Origin of the sequence: Salimicrobium salexigens (assembly GCF_900156705.1) — a bacterium.
In the GTDB taxonomy this organism is placed as follows: Bacteria; Bacillota; Bacilli; order Bacillales; family Halobacillaceae; genus Salimicrobium; species Salimicrobium album.
Genome location: NZ_FTOK01000003.1, coordinates 205,620 through 219,191 on the forward strand (window position 1 = coordinate 205,620; position 13,572 = coordinate 219,191).

Genomic DNA, 13,572 nt, shown 5'->3' on the forward strand with positions numbered 1-13,572 from the left:
TCTATCAAGAAGTATACCTTATATAAATTTTAATTTACAACTAAATGCTTATCCCGTGCCGGTTACATCCACGTTATTTTCGGCTCTTCCCTGTTCTTGATGCGTATGATGTTCGTACGGTGCCGATAAATGACAAATGCTGTAAGAACAGAGACGACAGCCGTCAGTAAGAACTCCTGCTGGATGATAGTAACGGCCACGGTGACGACACCCGTCACCATGGAGGATAACGAAACGTACTTACTTATATACAGAGTGACAAAGAAAGTGAGGAGCATAATACCGAACAGAAGCGGGTTCACTCCGAGAATGATTCCACCGGAAGTCGCAACAGCTTTGCCGCCCTTGAATCTGGCGAAAACGGGGTACATATGGCCGATCACCGCAAAAATACCGATGATTACGCCGTTAAGTTCCGTACCCATCCACAGGGGGAGGGCAGCTGCGACGGTTCCCTTCAGAATGTCGGCGACGGTAACGGATAGCCCCGGTTTGACACCGAGCACACGGAACGCATTAGTGCCGCCCAGGTTGCCGCTGCCATGTTCCCTGATATCAACATTGTAAAAGAGTTTACCTACAAGCAGACCGGTGGGGATAGAACCCAGAAGGTATGCAATAGCAGCAAATTTGATAAATTCCAAAAGCACGACCTCCATTCACAAAAAAAATGATAGTTTCAGTTTATCACGTGTCGATTAAAAAAAGAATGGATAAAGTACATAGTTTTATACTTAGTAGTAACTCCAATATATTAACATAAAGAAAGTTTATAACCATATAATTAGGGAATAGTCAAAAAGTTACTTCTTAATTACAGAAAGAAGGGATTATATGATCAGATTTGAAAATGTCGGCAAAACTTTCCCCGACAGCACTACTGCAGTAAAGAATTTTAATTTACAGGTGAATAAAGGGGAGTTCGTAACGTTAATAGGTCCCAGTGGCTGCGGAAAGACCACTACGATGAAAATGATTAATCGACTCATCGAACCTACGGATGGATACATATACATAAACGACAAGAGAGTCAAAGATTATTCCATTCATGAACTGAGATGGAACATCGGCTACGTTTTGCAGCAGATAGCTTTATTTCCTCATATGAGCGTGGAAGAAAATATAGCTATTGTACCTGAGATGAAAAAGTGGAAAAAGGAGAATATTTCCTCGAGAATAGACGAACTTATGAACATGGTAGGACTGGATGCGAAGAAATACAGGAAGAGAAAACCTTCGGAGCTCTCGGGTGGTGAACAGCAGCGAGTAGGAGTAGTGCGTGCACTCGCTGCTGACCCCGACATCATTTTGATGGATGAACCTTTCAGTGCTCTTGATCCGATCAGTAGAGAACAGCTTCAGAAAGATATCCAAACGCTCCAGAAAGAAATTAAAAAGACGATAGTGTTCGTTACGCACGATATGGATGAAGCCCTTGCACTGGGAGACCGTGTTTGCCTGATGAAAGAAGGCGAGATTGTACAGGTGGACACCCCTCAGGAACTCATCCTGCACCCGGCCAATGACTTTGTGAAGAATTTCATCGGCGAGAGAAAGAGTCCCTGGCAGACTGCCGTGGACGTCGTAATGAAGAAAGAGGCGACAACTCCTGCGGGCATGACTTTTGTGACAGATGAAGAAGGACAGTATAAATACGCCGAAAAAGAAGGAAGAGAAGTGGAAGTGCCGGTTCTCGGCAACAGCACTACGTTAAAAGAAGCTGTAGAAACGCTGGAATCGACTCCTGAAGAAACACTCCCGGTAACGAAAAATAACATATTTCTCGGGCACATTACGTACGAGCATATCGTGCATTACTTAAAAGCATCCGCTGAACGTGAAGGGAGTGTCGTACAGCAATGAATGAATTTATTGATATCTTCCAGCAGCGTCAGGATGAATTCTGGATCAAACTGTGGGAACACCTGCAGATTTCCATTATATCTTTAATAATAGCAACGTTGATAGCCGTCCCGCTCGGGCTGATACTAACCAGATATAAAAGAACGGCCGAACCGATCATCCAGGTGACGGCGATCCTTCAGACAATTCCGAGTCTGGCCGTTCTGGCATTTCTTATTCCTTTTTTCGGTATCGGACAGACACCTGCGATCATCGCATTGATTGCATACGGTCTTCTGCCGATATTGAGGAACACATATACCGGAGTCAGCGAAGTCGACAATTCTTTACTGGAGGCCGCTACCGGAATGGGGATGAACTCTTTCAAGCGTCTCTCGAAAGTTGAGCTTCCTCTGGCTATGCCGGTCATTATGGCCGGCATCCGTACCTCTATGGTACTGATTGTCGGAACAACCACTATCGCTGCATTAATAGGAGCCGGGGGGCTGGGGGATCTGATTCTTCTCGGACTTGACCGCGGAGGAGACGTCAACCTTATTCTTCTCGGGGCTATTCCTGCGGCTCTTCTTGCGATTCTTCTCGATGTCGTTCTGCGGTTCTTTGAGAGAACTTCTGCTAAAACCGGGATGAAATCCTTGTTTATCCTTATCATTGTAGCTTTGCTGATCGTCGTTACTCCGATCATTTTCACCGGAAAAGCAGGGAACGATATTACCATCGGTGCCAAACTGAACGCTGAACCGACAATCCTTATCAATATGTATGAACTGCTTATCGAAGAAGAGACGGATCTTGAAGTAGGTCTTGAACCGAACCTCGGAAAAACAGATCTTGTCTTCAGTGCCCTGCAGGAAGGAAGTATCGACATTTATCCGGAATTTACCGGAACAGCACTCGTATCCCTTCTCGATCGTCAGCCGGACAGTTACGAATCGAAAGAGGTATACCAGCAGGCCAAACAGGGCATGGCCGAAGAGTACGATATGGCTTACCTGGAACCGATGAAGTATAACAACACTTACACTGTGGCTACGACGAAAGAATATGCACAGGAAAATAATCTTGAAACCATCGGTGATCTTGCTCCGATAGATGACGAAGTAACGGCCGGCTTCACTCTTGAATTCAATGACAGGGAAGACGGATATCAGGGGATGAAAGAGTTGTATAATCTGGAATTCGGCGAAGTGAAAACGATGGACCCCGGTCTGCGCCAGGGAGCGATTAAAAACGGAGAAGTGGATATTATCGATGCGTATGCGACAGACAGCTATATGGTCGAACTTAATCTGACGACTCTCGATGATCCGAAAAATCTGTTCCCTCCGTATCAGGGCGCTCCGCTCATGAGACAGGAAACGCTCGAGAAGTATCCGGAGCTGGAGGACGTACTGAATAAGCTGGGCGGGAAGATTACCGAAGATCAAATGCGGGAAATGAACTATGAAGTGGATGTAAAAGACAGAGCTCCTTCGGAAGTCGCAAGAGACTATCTTGTAGAAGAAGGGCTGCTCGATAAATAGGAGGAATTTCAATGAGTTTTACCAATCCCGGTCCACAGGCGACCGCAGAAATCTTGAAAAATTCATCGACTATTGCTGTAGTGGGCCTTTCTGACAATCCCGCCAGGACTTCTTTTCAGATCAGTGAGGCGATGCAGAAAGCGGGGTACAAAATCATCCCCGTAAACCCGAAAGTGACGGAAGTTTTAGGAGAAAAAGCAGTTTCTTCTCTTCAGGATATTGAAGAGAAGATCGATATCATCAACGTATTCCGGCGTTCCGAGTTTCTCCCGGAAGTGGCCAGAGAGGCAAAAGCGATAGATGCCGAAGCTTTCTGGGCTCAGCAGGGAGTCTTCCACCCGGAAGCGTACGAAGAACTGAAAGACAGTAAGCAGGAAGTCATCATGGATTCCTGCATCAAAGTCGCTCATGCAACTCTTCTATAGAAACGGACCCCCTTTTTCACAAGGGGGTTTTTCTTGTTTGTCCATAAATAACTTTTTTTATACGAAAAAAAAAGCTACAATGATACGAGTGAATAAGTTTGAATTTACAAACACGAACGTTTGTTCTAATATAGATAGTAAGGTGATATTGGAACGGAAGGAGACGATTTAAATGAAGTCGAAACAAACTTATACGGACAGTTCCATACAGGTGCTGGAGGGACTGGAAGCTGTAAGGAAACGCCCGGGGATGTATATTGGATCTACGGATCACCGGGGGCTTCACCATCTTGTCTTTGAAATTGTCGATAATTCGGTAGATGAAGCTTTAGCCGGATATGGAGAAACTATTACAGTTACGATCCGGAAAGATAATAGCGTTTCTGTAAGTGATAAAGGGAGAGGTATGCCTACCGGGACTCATCAGACCGGCAAACCTACCCCTGAAGTTATAATGACCGTACTGCATGCCGGCGGTAAATTCGGTCAGGGAGGTTACCAGTCCAGCGGCGGTCTGCACGGCGTCGGGGCCAGTGTTGTAAATGCGCTCTCGGAATGGCTCGTCGTCGATATATTCAGAGAAGGTACCCATTTCAGGCAGCGTTTCGAGAACGGCGGGCTGCCGGTCACCACGCTTGAGGAGATAGGTAATACGAAGAAAATGGGAACCACTATTTCCTTTAAACCGGATACGTCCATCTTTTCCACGATCAACTTTCACACCGAGACGCTGATGGAACGCTTAAGAGAAGCCGCTTTCCTTCTGAAAGGACTGGAAATCAAACTGGTAGACGAACGTGGAGATGAAAAACAGGAAGAAGTATACTACTATGAAGATGGAATCGAATCTTTTGTAGCCTACTTAAACGAAGAGAAAGAGACGCTCCACCCGGTTATTTCCTTCGAAGGGAAACATACGTCCATTGAAGTGGACACCGCTTTTCAGTTCAACGACGGGTACACGGAGAACATATTGTCCTTCGTCAACAACGTCCGGACAAAAGACGGCGGAACGCATGAATCCGGAGCAAAAACGGCCATTACTCGCGTTTTTAACGACTATGCCCGTCGGACACAGATGCTGAAAGAGAAAGATAAAAATCTGGAAGGGAACGATATACGCGAAGGATTTACGTGCATCATCTCCGTACGTATACCGGAAGATCTGCTTCAGTTTGAAGGTCAGACTAAAAGCAAACTCGGCACACCGGAAGCCCGTTCGGCTATAGATAACGTCATTGCTGAGCGCCTTGCTTACTTTCTCGAGGAGAACCCGGAGACGGCTGCTATGCTTGTAAAAAAAGCCATCAAAGCCAAGGCTGCTCGCGAGGCGGCAAGAAAAGCCAGAGAAGATGCCCGCAGTGGGAAAAAGCGTAAGAAAAAGGACTCCCTCCTAAGTGGTAAACTTACACCGGCCCAATCACGTAATCCCAATAAGAATGAACTGTACCTGGTCGAGGGGGACTCGGCAGGCGGGTCTGCCAAACAGGGGAGGGACCGCCGGTTCCAGGCCGTCCTCCCGCTTCGAGGTAAGGTCATTAATACGGAAAAAGCGAAGATTGATGATATATTTAAAAACGAAGAGATATCAACGATTGTGCACACGATCGGCGCAGGCGTCGGGAACGATTTCGACATTGAGGATTGTAATTATGATAAAGTAATCATCATGACGGACGCAGATACAGATGGCGCTCACATCCAGGTACTGCTGCTCACTTTCTTTTACCGGTATATGAAACCGCTCATTGAGGAAGGTAAGGTATTCATTGCACTGCCTCCGCTTTATAAGATTTCCAAAGGGAAAGGTAAGAAAGCGAAAGAGGAGTATGTATGGGATGAAGACGGTCTTGAAGAAGTACTGAAACAATTTAAGAATGGCTATACCATCCAGCGTTACAAAGGACTCGGGGAAATGAACGCCGATCAGTTGTGGGAGACTACGATGGATCCGTCTTCCCGGACGCTGATTCGCGTAACGATTGATGATATCGCAACCGCCGAAAAACGGGTGACAACTCTGATGGGGGACAAAGTGCCTCCACGCCGGAAATGGATTGAATCGCACGTTACTTTCGGTCTTGATGAAGGCGAAAATATTTTAGAAAATGAAAAATTGCACGACTAACAGGAGGAAGTTCTCATGTCTGAAACAGAAAGACTTTTGGATCTGCCGCTTGAGGAAGTACTGGGAGACAGATTCGGCCGCTACAGCAAGTACATTATCCAGGAACGGGCCCTGCCTGATGTCAGGGACGGGCTCAAACCCGTACAACGCCGTATTCTTTATGCCATGCAGCAGGAAAAAAACACGGCCGACAAACCGTACAGGAAATCTGCAAAAACTGTCGGTACGGTAATCGGTAATTACCACCCGCACGGGGATTCTTCGGTATACGAAGCCATGGTAAGACTAAGTCAGACGTGGAAAGTCCGCTATCCGCTCGTGGAGATGCACGGGAATAACGGAAGTATTGACGGCGATCCGCCTGCAGCCATGAGGTATACAGAAGCAAGGCTCTCCGGGATATCCACGGAACTTCTGCGTGATATCCAGAAAGATACGGTGGAACATATCCCTAACTTCGATGACACGATAGAAGAACCTACCGTATTGCCCGCAAGGTTCCCGAACCTTCTCGTTAACGGTTCTACCGGAATCTCGGCCGGATATGCCACCGACATCCCTCCTCACCGGCTTGGGGAAGTAATCGAGGCCGTTATTATGAGGATCGATAATCCCGAGGCTTCAGTAGATAAACTGATGACTAAATTACCGGGGCCTGACTTCCCTACCGGAGGCATCGTCCAGGGTGCTCAGGGCATCAAAGAAGCTTATGAAAACGGGAAAGGAAAAATCATCGTCCGCGGAAAAGCGGAAATCCAGCAGATCAAAGGCGGTAAGGAACAGATCGTCATTGATGAACTTCCTTATGATGTGAATAAATCCACACTTGTGAAACGGATGGATGAGCTTCGCATCGACCGGAAAGTGGAAGGGATCGCAGAAGTCCGCGACGAGACGGACCGTACGGGTCTGAGAATTGTGATCGAACTGAAGAAAGAGTCGAACAGTGAAGGGATACTCAACTACTTATATAAACACACGGATCTTCAGGTATCCTATAACTTCAATATGGTAGCTATCTCCGATCAGAAACCGAAACTTATGTCTCTTCCGATGATTCTCGATGCCTATATCAGTCATCAGAAAAACATTGTAAGGAACCAGGCGATGCACGACCTGAAAAAAGCGAGAAATCGTGCGCACATCGTCCAGGGACTCATTAAAGCTATTTCGATCCTGGATGAAGTGATCAGTACGATCCGCTCCTCCAGTGATAAAAGCGATGCCAAAGAAAAACTGAAGTCTGCCTATACGTTTTCCGAGGCTCAGGCGGAAGCTATCGTCAATCTTCAGCTTTACCGCTTGACGAACACGGACATCACAGCCCTTCAGGAAGAAGCAGAAGAGCTGGAAGAGACGATCAGAAACCTTGAGAGTATTCTTTCGGATGAGAAACTGTTGCTGAAAGAAATTAAGAAAGATCTCCGCTCCATAAAGAAAACCTATAAAGATGACAGACTGACGGTCATCGAAGAGCAGGTTCAGGAGCTGAAGGTGGACCTGGAAGTCATGGTTCCGAGTGAAGACATACTGACTTCTGTTACGAGAGACGGCTACGTCAAACGGACGAGTCTCCGTTCCTACGGAGCTTCACAGGAAGAATCTCCGCCTCTGAAAGAAGGAGATTATCTTTTAAGCCTCATGGAACTCAATACGACGGATACTTTATTACTGTTTACAAATAGAGGGAAGTATCTTTATCTCCCGGTGCACCGGTTACCGGACATAAAATGGAAGGAACTGGGTCAGCACGTAACGAACCTGGTACCGGTCGAAGCCGGTGAAAAAATCATAGAAGCTATCCCTGTACGAAATTTCGAAACGGATGACTACCTGACATTCGTCACTAAAAATGGGATGGTGAAAAGGTCGCTGCTGAAAGATTATCAGGCGCAGCGCTACTCCAAACCTCTCGTAGGTATAAATACGAAAGCAGATGATGAAGTCGTAGCTGTTCACCGCACCGACGGCCGTAAAGATATTATGCTGGCCTCCAACAAAGGTTACTGCCTCCGTTTTCCGGAAAATGAAGTCAATATCGTGGGAGCCCGGGCTGCGGGTGTTAAAGGCATGCAGTTAAAAACGGATGAAGTCATTGTCTCCGGGGAAGTATTCGACCCGGAAGCTCAAAGAACTGTTCTCGTCGTATCTCATAGAGGTGCGGTGAAACGGATGGATCTCAGGGAATTTGAATCGACGACGAGAGCGAAAAAAGGAAACGTCGTATTCCGGGCTCTGAAGAAAAACCCTCATACACTCATACAAATGCTCGTCGTTGATAAAGAGAGCCATATCCGTATCGTCACTGACAAAGAAGCGATTGAGGTCCAACCGAAGCAGTACCGTTCGAAGGACAGTTACAGCAACGGAACATTCGTTATAGACACCGAACAGAACGGGGATGTGACGGGGGCCTGGAGAAAAGTGGGCTATGAAAGTCCGCTGGAATAATAATCTTCCATAAAATAATAGCGCTTATACTGAAGAAAATGTTATTCTATAGATGTATGTTGATTTAGGAGGGAAAGATATTTATGAAAATCATTGTAGCCGGAGGAGATGGCTTCTGTGGATGGCCTACTGCTTTGTATTTATCCAAGCAGGGTCATGACGTAGCAATCCTCGACAATTTAGTACGACGTAAAATCGATAATGAACTGCATTCGAACTCGGTAACACCTATCGCCACACTCGAAGAACGGGTGAATAAGTGGAAAGAGCTTACCGGTAAAGAAATCAAAACGTTCGTGGGTGATCTGAACCATCATGACTTCCTGACGCAGGTTTTTACTCAGTTCAAGCCGGATGCCTTCGTCCACTTCGCCGAACAGCGTTCTGCGCCTTATTCCATGATCGACCGTGAACATGCGGTGTACACTCAGACGAACAACGTTATGGGGAACCTGAACGTACTCTACGCTATCAAAGAATTGGCACCGGACTGTCATCTTATTAAGCTCGGGACGATGGGTGAGTACGGCACGCCTAACATCGATATTGAAGAAGGGTATATTGAAATCGAACATAAAGGAAGAAAAGACACTCTTCCTTACCCGAAACAGCCGGGGTCCTTCTATCACCTGTCAAAAGTTCATGACAGCCACAACATCCAGTTCGCCTGTAAAATCTGGGGTATCCGTGCCACTGATCTGAACCAGGGAATCGTTTACGGTTTACATACCGAAGAAACGAAGCAGGATCCTGTTTTGAACAACCGACTGGATTACGACGGGGTGTATGGCACGGCTCTTAACCGTTTCATCAACCAGGCAGCCATCGAACATGACCTGACCGTTTATGGTTCCGGTAAACAGACGCGTGCTTTCCTTAACATCGAGGACACGGTCCGCTGTGTAGAGATTGCGGCCGAAAACCCTGCCGAACCGGGTGAATTCCGCGTATTCAACCAGTTTACGGAGTGGTTCTCTGTCAAAGAGCTCGCAGACAAAGTTCAGAAGGTAGCCAAAGAAGAAGGTATCAATGTTTCCATTGATAACATGGAGAACCCAAGGGTGGAAGCAGAAGACCATTACTATAGTGCAGTCAATACGAAACTTCGTGATCTCGGACTGGAACCACACCTTCTGACAGACGAAGTCATCAAAGACATGCTCCAGACGGTGATTGATCATAAAGACCGTGTCATTAAAGACAACGTTCTTCCGTCTGTCACCTGGAAGTAATAGAGGACCTTTATGAAAATCGTTATTGTTACAGAAACTTTTTTGCCTTCTACAGACGGGGTGGTCACCCGTCTGAAGGAGGCTATTACTTATATTCATAAAAAAGGGCATGAAGTGGTCATTATAGCCCCTGATCTTGGGGTGAAAGAATTCGACGGAGCGATTGTGGAGGGCATAAAACCCGCAAAGCTACCCGTTTACTCTTCCAAGTACTTTTCCCTTCCGAGCAGAAAAGTAAAGGACCTGCTGGAAAAACATAACCCTGACGTGGTTCACGTCGTCAACCCTGCTTTAGTAGGGGTATCCGGGGTATATTATGCCAACAAATTAGGTTTTCCGCTCGTGGCTTCCTATCATACACACGTGCCGAAATACCTGGATTACTATAACCTTTATCCTTTTAAACCGATTTTCTGGGCATATTTCAAGAAACTGCACAGCTATGCCCATACAAACGTATGTACATCGCAAACGATATTGAAAGAACTGCAGCAAAAGCGCATACACAATCTTGAAGTCTGGAAACGGGGCGTGGCTATCGACCATTTCCATCCGAAGCACGAAAGCACGAGTATGAGAGAACGATTATCCAACGGGAATCCGGGGGATAAACTGCTGGTATTCGTCGGACGTCTTGCTCCGGAAAAAGAAATCCATAAAATAAAACCTCTGCTGGAAAAGCGGAAAGACGTCTCTCTGGCCATCATAGGGGACGGACCGATCCGTCAGCAGCTTGAGAAAGAGTTTGAGGGGACGAAAACGGTATTTACCGGTAATCTGCACGGAGAAGAATTCAGAGAAGCGTTTGCAAGTGGGGACGCGATGATTTTTCCATCGGTGACGGAAACGCTTGGACTCGTTATACTGGAAGCTATGGCATCCGGACTGCCGGTAATAGCAGCTGAGAGTGGTCCTACGAAAGAACAGGTAGTAGACGGCGAAACCGGAATACTGTTCGAAAACGAGAACACTCAAAGCATGATAGATGCTGTAGAGCAACTGGAAGACCCCGAACTGCTGGAACATCTCAGCGAAAACGCCAGAAAAGAAGCTGAGAATTTCAGTTGGGAGAAACCTTCCGAACAAATTCTTGAGATCTATAAGAAGACGATTGCTATAGCCAAATAAAAACAGCTCCCGTTACGTATGTATCAGGGAGCTGTTAAATTATGTTTTGTCTCACTATCATAAGTATACTTAGTTTATGAGACATAGAAAAGTAATTCCCCTTAACTTCCTATAATATATATTATGTAAACTAAGTAATTTTGTTAATAAGAGAGGGGTTTTATCTTTTTATTGTTAATACTCCCCTCTTTTATATACAGACAAGATCAGCAGAATATCTATCGCCCCCGCTGATCCCGTCCTGTTCATGAATGTTTAATGACTGTTTTGTCTTCCTGCTGGATCACTTTATTGTCTTTCATAAGCTTTCCTAATGCTCGTTTGAATGCAGCTTTGCTGATGCCGAATGTTGCCCGGATATCTTCCGGATCGCTTTTATCCGTAAAGAACATAACGCCGTCATTTTCTTCTAAATACTCGTAGATCACTTCCGCATCTTCTTTCTGGCTGACCGCTTTTACGGGTCTCAAGGACAAATTCAAAGTGCCGTCTTCTTTAACGGCTATTACTCTTGCTGTTAAGTCTTCCCCGAGCCTCGGTTCCGCGATCCGCTCCGTCGGATGAATGAACCCGCGATATCCTTCTTCCGTCAGTACAGCAGAACCGGCTTTTACAGCTTTATACACACGTACTCCGACTTCTTTGTTCAGCATATCTTCAGGAGCCTTATCAAGTTCTGCCATTACTTCGTCTTCCGAAATGGGTTTAGCTTCGAGTCTTCCTTTCTTGTCCGTCTCCAGCGTAACAAACAGGAAGTCTCCTTCTTTCGGCCACACAGCCTTCATCAGAGGCAGGTCATCTTTGGAAACGAGGATGTCTTTGCCTTCCACTCCAATATGGACGAATGCTCCGAGATGCGGCAGGATACTGACAACTTCCGCCCATCCGTAAGCATCTGCGGTAGCTGCCGGTAATGAATCCGTCGTGACGAGATCCCCGTTTTTATTCAAGTAGCAGAATACCTCTATTTCTGTATTCAGGGCCGGAGCGCCATCAGTCGTCTCCAGCGGGAGTGTCTCTCCGTGTACGGTAACCTCAGCGTCACCGGTGACTTCCGCTTTTTGAATGGTTCCGATAATAGATAAGTTCATAGCTAGTTCCTTTCGGGCTGTTTTACTGATACAGACGATCGACAGCCGTTTTGATTTTTTGATAAGATGCTTTCTTTTTTTCAAAATCGTAAATATTCGTTATAAGAAGAAACTCGTTCACCTGGTACGATTCGGATAACTGTTGTAATTTCCTTGCCACCTTTTCAGGGGTGCCTATGATGGTTCGTTTTCTGTTCTTCTGTATTTTGTCTATTTCGTCCCCGGTCAGATTATCAAAATCAATCTCATCAGGCGCATATACTTTCGTATCGAGTCCTTTTTCCACCTGGAGTAACCACATATCCTGACTCCTGGCCAGATACTCCGCTTCTTCTTCCGTATCCGCGCATACAGCAAAGACGCACATATTCACGGAAGGCTCGCTGAGCTGCAGAGATGGCTCAAACTTATCGCGGTAAGTCTGCAGGGCCTCTTCCACCGCATCGGGGCTGATAAAATACCCGAAAGTGAAGCCCGTCCCCTGCTTCGCCGCATGCCGGGCACCCCGCTCCGAGAGACCGAGCACCCACATGTCAGGAATCGTCGGCGATGCCGGTTTTGCTTTTACTCCATAATAATCGTGGCCTTTTGGAAGGTCGTCGTAAAGGAAATGCTGCAGTTCCTTCAATTGCCGCTGAAAAGAACTGAGCGGCTTGTTCACTCCATCAGTCAGAGCCGCCCTCGTCTTCTGGCCTCCTCCCGGAGATCTTCCGAGACCGAGATCCACCCGACCCGGGTAGAAGACTTCAAGTGTACGGAACACTTCGGCAACTTTCAACGGGCTGTACTGTGGCAGCAGCACTCCCCCTGACCCTACTTTTATGTTCGTCGTTTTACTTAAAATCGTATTTATGATTACTTCCGGAGCGGCACTGGCTAACCCGTTCGTATTGTGATGTTCGGCCACCCAGTACCGGTGATAACCGAGGGATTCCGTGAACTGTGCAAGCTCTGTCGTCTGTGCTAACGCGTCCCCTGGCGAACCTCCGTCCGAAATCGGTGATTGATCCAACACACTAAGTATCACTGTACATCCTCCTGTTTATTTATACACGTCCCGCATTATTTTGTCTAAAATCTGCTGCTGCTCTTCAAAGAGAATTTTATATCTCTTTTTAAGAACTTCGAACTCTTCTCTCCCGGCATCGGTCAAATAGTACCAATACACCTTCTGCCGCTTCTTGTCATGGGATTTATAGTCTTCCTTCCTTGCCAGAAGCCCTTCTTCCGTCATCTCATGTAAAGTATCCAGCAGCGTGGAAGGTGCCGGTATCCAGTTTTTTGTTAAGGTTTTGAATTCCTTTTTGAAGTGTTCGCTGATCATCGGCTGTTTCACCTGAAGCAGATGCATAATATAAAACTTGGTAAACTGAGCTGCGCTCATATTCAATGCGAATTTTTTAGGATTATTTTTGTGACTCACGAAAACACCCCTCCTCTCTATCATTTTACCTCAGAGACGAGGGTAATTAAATGAATAAGAACATTTGTTCAATCTCTCGTGCTTCGTATCGTATATTTTTGAAAAAGTTTGCTTAGAGAATAGGTTTTTAATTTATGTTAGGAGTTGCTACTAAGTATTAAGCGAATATGCTTTTCCTTTTCAATGTTTGAGGAAACTTGCTTCTTCTACGTACGTACTTTGAAAACGAACTCACTTATAGCATTTTTTTAAAAGAAGTAATTGAAAAATCCTTTGTTATTTTGGACTCCCCTGTTTTTACAAACCCG

General features: G+C 46.1%; 11 protein-coding genes. 7 read left to right on the plus strand and 4 right to left on the minus strand.

Annotated elements, in window-relative coordinates:
- Window positions 1–62: 62 nt before the first annotated feature.
- Window positions 63–644: a glycerol-3-phosphate 1-O-acyltransferase PlsY gene (plsY, locus tag BW931_RS05195; protein WP_076570492.1), complete on the minus strand. Its 582-nt coding sequence runs from the start codon at window positions 642–644 to the stop codon at window positions 63–65.
- Between the two features lie 190 nt (window positions 645–834).
- Between plsY and BW931_RS05200 the strand changes: the two genes are divergently transcribed.
- The 7 genes from BW931_RS05200 to BW931_RS05230 all read left to right on the plus strand — a co-directional run bounded on the left by BW931_RS05200 (window position 835) and on the right by BW931_RS05230 (window position 10,750).
- On the plus strand, window positions 835–1,863 hold the full coding sequence (locus BW931_RS05200) for an ABC transporter ATP-binding protein (RefSeq protein WP_076570494.1): 1,029 nt from the start codon (window positions 835–837) through the stop codon (window positions 1,861–1,863).
- Entirely contained in the window at window positions 1,860–3,386 is a 1,527-nt protein-coding gene (locus BW931_RS05205) for an ABC transporter permease/substrate-binding protein (RefSeq protein ID WP_076570496.1), read from the plus strand. Before BW931_RS05200 ends, BW931_RS05205 begins: the two co-directional genes overlap by 4 nt.
- A gap of 11 nt (window positions 3,387–3,397) precedes the next feature.
- Window positions 3,398–3,811, plus strand: coding sequence for a CoA-binding protein (locus BW931_RS05210; protein ID WP_076570499.1), 414 nt, complete (start codon window positions 3,398–3,400; stop codon window positions 3,809–3,811).
- A gap of 172 nt (window positions 3,812–3,983) precedes the next feature.
- A complete protein-coding gene (gene parE / locus BW931_RS05215; protein ID WP_076570501.1) occupies window positions 3,984–5,939 on the plus strand; it encodes a DNA topoisomerase IV subunit B in 1,956 nt (651 codons plus the stop codon).
- Between the two features lie 15 nt (window positions 5,940–5,954).
- Window positions 5,955–8,390: a DNA topoisomerase IV subunit A gene (gene parC / locus BW931_RS05220; RefSeq protein WP_076570503.1), complete on the plus strand. Its 2,436-nt coding sequence runs from the start codon at window positions 5,955–5,957 to the stop codon at window positions 8,388–8,390.
- A gap of 83 nt (window positions 8,391–8,473) precedes the next feature.
- On the plus strand, window positions 8,474–9,622 hold the full coding sequence (locus BW931_RS05225; protein ID WP_008587693.1) for an NAD-dependent epimerase/dehydratase family protein: 1,149 nt from the start codon (window positions 8,474–8,476) through the stop codon (window positions 9,620–9,622).
- A gap of 12 nt (window positions 9,623–9,634) precedes the next feature.
- Complete coding sequence (locus BW931_RS05230) at window positions 9,635–10,750, plus strand: glycosyltransferase family 4 protein (protein ID WP_008587692.1); 1,116 nt, start codon at window positions 9,635–9,637, stop codon at window positions 10,748–10,750.
- A gap of 245 nt (window positions 10,751–10,995) precedes the next feature.
- On the opposite strand, the gene BW931_RS05235 is transcribed toward BW931_RS05230, so the two are convergent.
- From BW931_RS05235 to BW931_RS05245, 3 genes are read right to left on the minus strand one after another with little or no spacing between them, the layout of a single operon-like run.
- A complete protein-coding gene (locus BW931_RS05235) occupies window positions 10,996–11,841 on the minus strand; it encodes a CvfB family protein (protein WP_076570505.1) in 846 nt (281 codons plus the stop codon).
- A 22-nt stretch (window positions 11,842–11,863) separates the two neighbouring features.
- The gene (locus BW931_RS05240; RefSeq protein ID WP_076570507.1) at window positions 11,864–12,868 is read right to left on the minus strand and encodes an LLM class flavin-dependent oxidoreductase; all 1,005 of its coding nucleotides are present in this window, start codon (window positions 12,866–12,868) and stop codon (window positions 11,864–11,866) included.
- 15 nt (window positions 12,869–12,883) lie between these two features.
- Complete coding sequence (locus tag BW931_RS05245) at window positions 12,884–13,264, minus strand: PadR family transcriptional regulator (RefSeq protein WP_008587686.1); 381 nt, start codon at window positions 13,262–13,264, stop codon at window positions 12,884–12,886.
- Window positions 13,265–13,572 lie beyond the last annotated feature (308 nt).

Bases quoted from the DNA above. Each gene is read 5' to 3' on its own strand.
- parC (WP_076570503.1), top strand. From the start codon at position 5,955: ATGTCTGAAACAGAAAGACTTTTGGATCTGCCGCTTGAGGAAGTACTG.
- BW931_RS05235 (WP_076570505.1), bottom strand. From the start codon at position 11,841: ATGAACTTATCTATTATCGGAACCATTCAAAAAGCGGAAGTCACCGGT.
- BW931_RS05210 (WP_076570499.1), top strand. From the start codon at position 3,398: ATGAGTTTTACCAATCCCGGTCCACAGGCGACCGCAGAAATCTTGAAA.
- BW931_RS05225 (WP_008587693.1), top strand. From the start codon at position 8,474: ATGAAAATCATTGTAGCCGGAGGAGATGGCTTCTGTGGATGGCCTACT.
- BW931_RS05205 (WP_076570496.1), top strand. From the start codon at position 1,860: ATGAATGAATTTATTGATATCTTCCAGCAGCGTCAGGATGAATTCTGG.
- BW931_RS05230 (WP_008587692.1), top strand. From the start codon at position 9,635: ATGAAAATCGTTATTGTTACAGAAACTTTTTTGCCTTCTACAGACGGG.
- BW931_RS05200 (WP_076570494.1), top strand. From the start codon at position 835: ATGATCAGATTTGAAAATGTCGGCAAAACTTTCCCCGACAGCACTACT.
- parE (WP_076570501.1), top strand. From the start codon at position 3,984: ATGAAGTCGAAACAAACTTATACGGACAGTTCCATACAGGTGCTGGAG.